Raw genomic sequence first — 7,268 nt, 5'->3', positions numbered from 1 at the left:
TAAACAAAGTAGTAGAAGGTGGTAAGGCTTTAATCGAAAGCATTCAAAAAGGTACTTTTGGTAAGATATTCAAACAATGGGCAAAAGACGACCCACTGGCAGCAGCAGCGGGAACTATTGCTACAGGATTAGCTGCGGGAGTACTTTTGGTCGTTGGTGGGACGGCTGTAGGGTGGGTTGTAGGTGGCATCGGTTCTGCTATCAGTGGTTTAGGTGTTGGTGGGGGGTTACTGGCTGGCACGACTTTAGGAGGGCTAGCTTCTGGAATTTTAACTACGGAAAGAGACAGAAGACTATTAAGAGAAATGAAACGTCATCGGCTCTGTGTTAAAGACGTTGAAAATTTTTTATCAAAAAAACTTGAATTTCATGTTCGTCCTTTTATTGAAATGGAAGAGAACGATTTCTAGATTTTCCCCTGTCTTATCTTGTCCAAAGTGTAACAGCACTAATATCGCAAAAGGACAATGTGAATACTGGTGTCAGGATTGTGGCCACCATTGGCCTCGGACAAATAACGTGGGGATTCAATATGAGAAACTTTTCTAGCTCCAATTATGGGAATTACACCCTTATTTAATAACCAACTTAAAGCAACTTGTGACGAACTTTTTCCTATTTCTTCTGCGACTTTATCTACTTCTTTGGCAATACTTAAATTGCGATCGCTCTGATTCACAAAATCTTTCATCATTTCATTGTCTAGTCTGCGCTCTTCTTCTACATTAGCTTTGGTATATTTCCCAGTCAACCAACCACTAGCTAGAGGCGACCACGCAGTTACCCCAATATCCAAAGTATGAGCCATCGGCAAAAGTTCTCTTTCTGGAGTTCGTTGAATCAGACTATACTCAATTTGTAAACCAATAAATTGTGTCCATCCCCGTAATTCAGCCAAGGTATTGCATTGAGAAACAACCCAAGCAGGAGCATCAGAAATACCAATATATAATACTTTTCCGGCTCTAACCAAATCGTCAAATGCCCGCATTACTTCTTCCGGTGGGGTCATAAAATCCCAAGCGTGCAACCATAAAACATCGATATAGTCAGTATTAAGACGTTTGAGACTAGCTTCTACCGACTGCACCATATTTTTGCGTTGGTTTCCGCCACCATTTGGATTATTATCGCCAAAACCATTGGTATATTTAGTGGCTAAAACAACAGCTTCTCTTTCTGAGGCAATAAACTCACCGAGAAATTCCTCACTTGTACCGTTAGTGTAAATATTAGCAGTATCAATAAAATTACCACCAGCTTCACGGAAGACTTGATAAATTCTTTGGCTTTCTTCTTTAGAAGAACCCCAACCCCAGTCTTCGCCAAAGGTCATTGTGCCTAAACAGAGTTCGGATACTCTGAGTCCACTTTTTCCTAATAATTTGTATTGCATCTTGTTATGTACTCCGAAATAGTTAAGTGAGTGAAATTAGTAAATCAAACAATATCTATGATAGTTTATAGTTAGTTATTTTTGCTAATCATATCAACAGGACTTACGCAAATTAACCTTAAAACGCCATATGTAGGAGCGAATGGCATTTGTCGATCAAAATAATATGGGTCGCGCAACCCCACCTTTTAAGGCGAAATCTTTTTGGAGAGTTGCTCAAACCCCCGTTAAACAATAACTTCTGACTTCTGACTTTTGACTTCTGACTTCGTTAAACCCACTTATTCTCTGAGCAAGAAATCATTTTCACTAATAGATGGGGTATTCGTGAGATTAGCAAATTCACCACCACTGCCAAATTCTGCTGCTGTACCATTTGCATTGTAGAACAATTTGCCATTGTTGCTATTGTAAACAATAACTGCTTCTGAGGTTTCGGCATCAGAGTCACTGGTAACTATAGCAAATTCAGCATCGACACTAAAACCTGTTCCTGAGTCACTGGTAATAGCACTAAACGTGGTTTTGTCAAGCAGAATTATATCTTGTCCTGGCACAAAGTCGATGATAATATCCAAACCTTCGCCAACAGCTAATTCAAAAATATCAGCATCGTTACCACCACTGAGGGTATCTATTCCTTGACCTCCAATTAAGGTATCGCTGCCTAGATCGCCTGATATTGAATCATTACCAAAACCTCCATCTACAAAATCATTATCTCTACCACCAAAAATTGTGTCGTTACCTTCCTGAGCAAAAACTGAATCACTGCCTCTATCTCCCCTGAGAAAATCTTCCCCTATGTTGCCAAAAACTAAATCTTCGTCTCTACCACCAAAAATTGTATCGTTACCTGCATCTCCGTTGATAGTATCTAGGTCTCTATTACCAAATAAAACATCGTCATCATCTAAACCATTAATAACATCGTTGCCATCCAACCCAAAAATGCTATCTTGTCCTGTTGTGCCATTGAGAAAATCAGCTTCAGCAGTACCAATGATTTCTTGTATAGATTGAGGTTGCACTTCCACAGCACCAATATCAACCCCTTCACCAGCAAATCGGGGTTCGCCTCGTTGGTCTGTGGTCAGTGCGTTGGGATTACTGCCTGCATCAATGGCAGAGCTATTGGACAGAGGTAAATGGGTTAAGGTAGGGCCACCATTATCAGTTAACTCTCCCAGTAGAGGGTTGGTCACACCTACTTGGTCGCGATCGCCATTGAAGCTATTGATAGCGAGACTATCAACTGTACCAATCAAGTTATTGTTGCCACTAATTAAGATATTCCCGCTTTGTGTAATTTCAACATCAATGTTAGCATTACCGGAGACAATGCTAGAGGTGACTATTGTGGTTCCACCAACTGTGTTTTTGATGCCACTAGCACCCGAAAATGATGAATTGCCAGTGATAGTGCTGTTACTGATACTAGCTGTGCCTGAGTTTAAGTTATAGATGCCAGCAGCTAAACCTGCTGAATTGCCACTAATAGTGCTATTGCTAATACTTGCTGTACCTGCAATAAAAATCCCACCACCAACACCTGCTGAGTTACCACTAATAGTGCTATTATTGATACTACTTGTGCCTGTACTGACAATACCACCATTAAAATTGGCTAAATTGCTACTAATATTGCTGTCACTGATATTAGCTATACCAGCTAAGTTGGAGATACCACCACCATTGAAAGCAGAATTGCCACTAATAGTGCTATTGCTAATACTCGCTGTACCATCATAGTTTAAGATACCACCACCACTACCATCTGTTGCTGAATTATCACTAATAGTGCTGTCGCTGATATTGACTGTAGCATCTAATAAGTTGGCGATACCTCCACCCCTCAAAGATGCAGAATTGCTACTAATATTACTGTTACTGATACTAAGGCTGCCATATCTGTTGAAGATGCCTCCACCATAAGCATTAGCAGTACTAAAATTACCACTACTAGAAAATGCAGAATTGTCACTAATAGTGCTATTGGTGATAATGACTGTACCAGTGTTGTTGATACCACCACCATCAATATCTACTGAGTTACCACTAATAGTGGTATTGCTGATATTGACTGTACTAAACAAGTCGTTGTCGATGCCACCACCAAAATATGCAGAATTGCCACTAATAGTGCTGTTGCTGATATTTGTTGTACTACCTAAGGAACTGAATGAGAAACTGAAGATGCCGCCACCACTCAAAGATGCAGAATTACCACTAATATTGCTATTGTTGATATTCGCTATACCAACGTTGTGGATACCACCACCACTAGTGGATAAATTGCCAGTGATAGTGCTGTTGTTGATAGTAAGTGTATTTGAGTTGTAGATTCCAGAACCATATCCTATCACACCAGTAACTTCATTAGGCGAATTATTACTGATAATACTGTTGTTGATAGTAAGTGTACCTGAGTTCTTGATACCACCACCATTACCAGACACTCTCCCACCAGTAACTTCTACATTTTCCAACAGTAAAAAGCCATCTGTAAATAGAAAGCCGCCTGCGACAACATGAAACACCCTGTCATTAATTCCACTCTCACCACCAGCATCAATAACAGCTTTTTCTTCTCCCTGTGAAATAACTGTAATTTCTCCACCACCAGCAAGAATATCTAAATCTCCTGTGGCAGCAGCATCCTCATCACTTCCTGAAATAGTCAGATTATATGTTGCCCCCGCCGTCAATTGAATAGTGTCATCTTCCGGTGTACTGTTAGCTTCAATAATAGCTTCCCGTAAAGAAGTAACACCATCACTATCATCCACTACATCATCAGTAGTATCCACCACAATATTTGCCAATACTCCTGGATAACTTGCCCTCACTTCTGGTGTAAATGCCAATGCAGACTTAAGTTGACCAAATATTACTTCTAAATTCCAGTTACCACCTCTGCTAACATTTCCAGTCAGTGTTTCCGATGCTGCAATATTTGCTCCTGTGATTTTATGCAGTTGTCTGACAAATTCTCTACCTTCTTGACCACTTGCCACCTGACAACCATAAATCAATATTTCTCCACTAGCAGACAAACATTTGCCCCACTTTTGAATACTCTCAGCATATAGATGAATATTGTCATTTTTCAGGATACTATTTCCCAGAGACAAAGCACCTTTTGCGCCATGAGAAATAATATGAATTGTCTCTACATTTAGGCATTCACACAGGCTTTTAGATATTTGGTCTATACCATTTCCATTGGGTTCTAGGATAACTATTTTTGTCTGAGGATCGACCTCTGGAATTAAATGATGGTAACTTTCTACCTTAGAGTCAATGAATAAAAGTTTGGTTTGATTCATAATCTAGGAGCTTTGTAGAGTGAAACCACAATATACCATCATTTTGTATTATTTCCTAATTTCTTAATATTATTTTATGTTTAGAGTTTATCCTCTGAGGAAGAAATCATCCTCACTAATAGATGGGGTATTCGTGAGATTAGCAAATTCACCACCACTGCCAAATTCTGCTTCTGTGCCATTAGCATTATAGAATAACTTGCCGTTACTACTATTATAAACAATAACTCCTGCTGAGGTTTCAGCATCAGCATCACTGCTAACTATAGCAAATTCACTATTAACACTGAAACCTTCTCCTGAATTACTGGTAATTTCAGTAAAAGTGCTTTTGCCTAGGAGAATTTTATCTTGTCCTGGAACAAAGTCAGTAATGTCATCGACTCCAATATTATCTGAGTTAAATTCATCAGTCGTATTGAAAATAAAGCGGTCAATACTAGCACCACCAGTAAGAGTATCATTACCCGTACCACCATTGAAGCGATCGCGACCTTGACCACCAAGGAGGGAGTCATTACCATTACCACCAAAGAGGAAGTCGTTATCTTGACGACCTTCTAGAGTATCATCGCCGTCTTTTCCATAGAGGAAGTCGCCACCTCGACTACCAATAATTTGGTCATCACCACCACGACCATTAATAGTGTCATCACCTGCCAGACCTGTAATGGTATCATTTTCACCTGCACCATTAAGGATTTCGCTTTCAGAAGTACCAATGATTTCTAGTGGAATTTGTAATTCTACAGCACCAATATCAACTGCTTCGCCTACTAACCGCGTTTCGCCCCGTTGGTCAGTATTAATATTATTGGGATTACTGCCTGCATCAATGGCGGGACTATTGGACAGAGGTAAATGGGTGAAGGTGGGGCCACCATTATCAGCTAATTCTCCAAGTAAAGGGTCTGCGATCCCTGTTTGGTCATTGTTACCATTGAAGATAGTGGTGGCATTACCTGTACCTATTAGATTATTCCCACCACTGGTAAAGTTGTTATTACTTATGGAGTCAACATCACTGTTGATATTACCGGAAACAATACTAGAGGTGACATCAGTAAAGGCATCATAGTGAAAAATACCACTTCCTTGGCTTGAAACAGCTTCATTAAGAGTAATGGTACTGTTGCCAATACTAACTGTACCTAAATAATTGTTGATGCCACCGCCATAAGATGCTGAATTGCCACTAATAGTACTGTTGTTAATACTGGCTGTACCTGAGTAGTTATCAATACCACCACCATAAGTTGCTTCATTACTACTAATAGTGCTGTCATTGATATTGGCTGTGCCTGAATAATTATTGATGCCACCACCATAAGATGCAAAATTACCGCTAATAGTGGTGTCACTTACACTTACTGTATCTAAGTTATTGATGCCACCACCAGCAGAATTTACTGAATTACCACTAATGTTGCTGTTACTGATACTTGTTGTACCACTGAAGTTATTGATGCCACCGCCATAATTGGCTTCATTACTACTAATAGTGCTGTTACTTATATTGGTACTACTTAAATTGTTTGTGATGCCACCACCATTAATTGCTGAATTGCCACTAATAGTACTGTCACTGATACTTGCTGTACCACTGAAGCTATTGATACCACCACCAACAGATGCGAAATTACCACTAATAATGCTATCACTAATACTGCTTGTACCTGAGTTTTCTATTCCGCCACCATTAACTGCAGAATTACTACTAATAGTGCTGTCACTGATACTTGCTGTACCTGAGTTGTTGATGCCACCACCATTAACTGTAGAATTATCACTAATAGTGGTCTCGCTGATATTTGCTGTACCTGAATTATATATACCACCACCATTAAATGTGGAATTACCACTAATAGTGCTATTACTGATGGTAAATGTGCCAGTATCGCTTGTAATGCCACCACCATTAGTACCTGCTGAATTACCACTGATAGTGCTGTTGTTGATATTAACAATTGCGCTACTTAGGCTGTCTGCGGAAGTTATGCTGAAGATGCCACCACCATAATATGTTGCTGAATTACCACTAATATTGCTATCGCTTATATTAGCTGTACCTGAGTTGTCAATGCCACCACCACGCAAAGTTGCTGAGTTGCCACTAATATTGGTATTGTTAAGACTCAATGTACCTGAGTTGTTGATACCACCACCCAAACTTGCTTGTGAATTACCACTAATAGTGCTATTGCTAATATTTACTGTACCACGGTAGTTATCGATACCACCACCAATACTTTCTGCTGAATTGTCACTAATAGTGCTGTCGTTAATATTGACTGTACCTGAGTTGTAGATAGCACCACCAAAACTTGCTACTGAATTGCCACTAATAGTGCTGTTGTTAATATTGACTGTACCTAAGTTATTGACACCACCACCTGGAGCATTTAAAAAGCCTCCCGTAACTTCTACATTCTCCAACTGTAGCGCAGCATTTTCCAAAACATGAAACACCCGATCGCCTATTCCAGTCTCACTCCCCGCATCAATAACAGCTTTTTCCTCTCCCTGTGAAATAACTGTTATTT

Annotated in this window: 4 protein-coding genes; 1 reads left to right on the top strand and 3 read right to left on the bottom strand. The window is 39.8% G+C overall.

Features of this window, described 5'->3' with window-relative positions:
* The coding region (locus tag F6K15_RS29815; RefSeq protein WP_375341095.1) for a hypothetical protein at positions 1 to 410 on the top strand (410 nt) is incomplete at its 5' end.
* A gap of 38 nt (positions 411 to 448) precedes the next feature.
* On the opposite strand, the gene F6K15_RS29810 is transcribed toward F6K15_RS29815, so the two are convergent.
* From F6K15_RS29810 to F6K15_RS29800, 3 genes are all read right to left on the bottom strand, one after another.
* Complete coding sequence (locus tag F6K15_RS29810; protein ID WP_293068244.1) at positions 449 to 1,396, bottom strand: aldo/keto reductase; 948 nt, start codon at positions 1,394 to 1,396, stop codon at positions 449 to 451.
* Positions 1,397 to 1,677: 281 nt separating this feature from the next.
* A complete protein-coding gene (locus F6K15_RS29805) occupies positions 1,678 to 4,725 on the bottom strand; it encodes a DUF4347 domain-containing protein (protein ID WP_293068241.1) in 3,048 nt (1,015 codons plus the stop codon).
* An 87-nt stretch (positions 4,726 to 4,812) separates the two neighbouring features.
* Positions 4,813 to 7,268: S-layer family protein (locus tag F6K15_RS29800; RefSeq protein ID WP_293068239.1), on the bottom strand; the 2,456-nt coding region annotated here is incomplete at its 5' end.

Origin of the sequence: Okeania sp. SIO2B3, assembly GCF_010672525.1 — a bacterium.
Classification (GTDB): domain Bacteria; phylum Cyanobacteriota; class Cyanobacteriia; order Cyanobacteriales; family Microcoleaceae; genus Okeania.
Note: the sequence above shows the minus strand (reverse complement) of the source record. Positions and strands in the feature narration are given on the sequence as shown.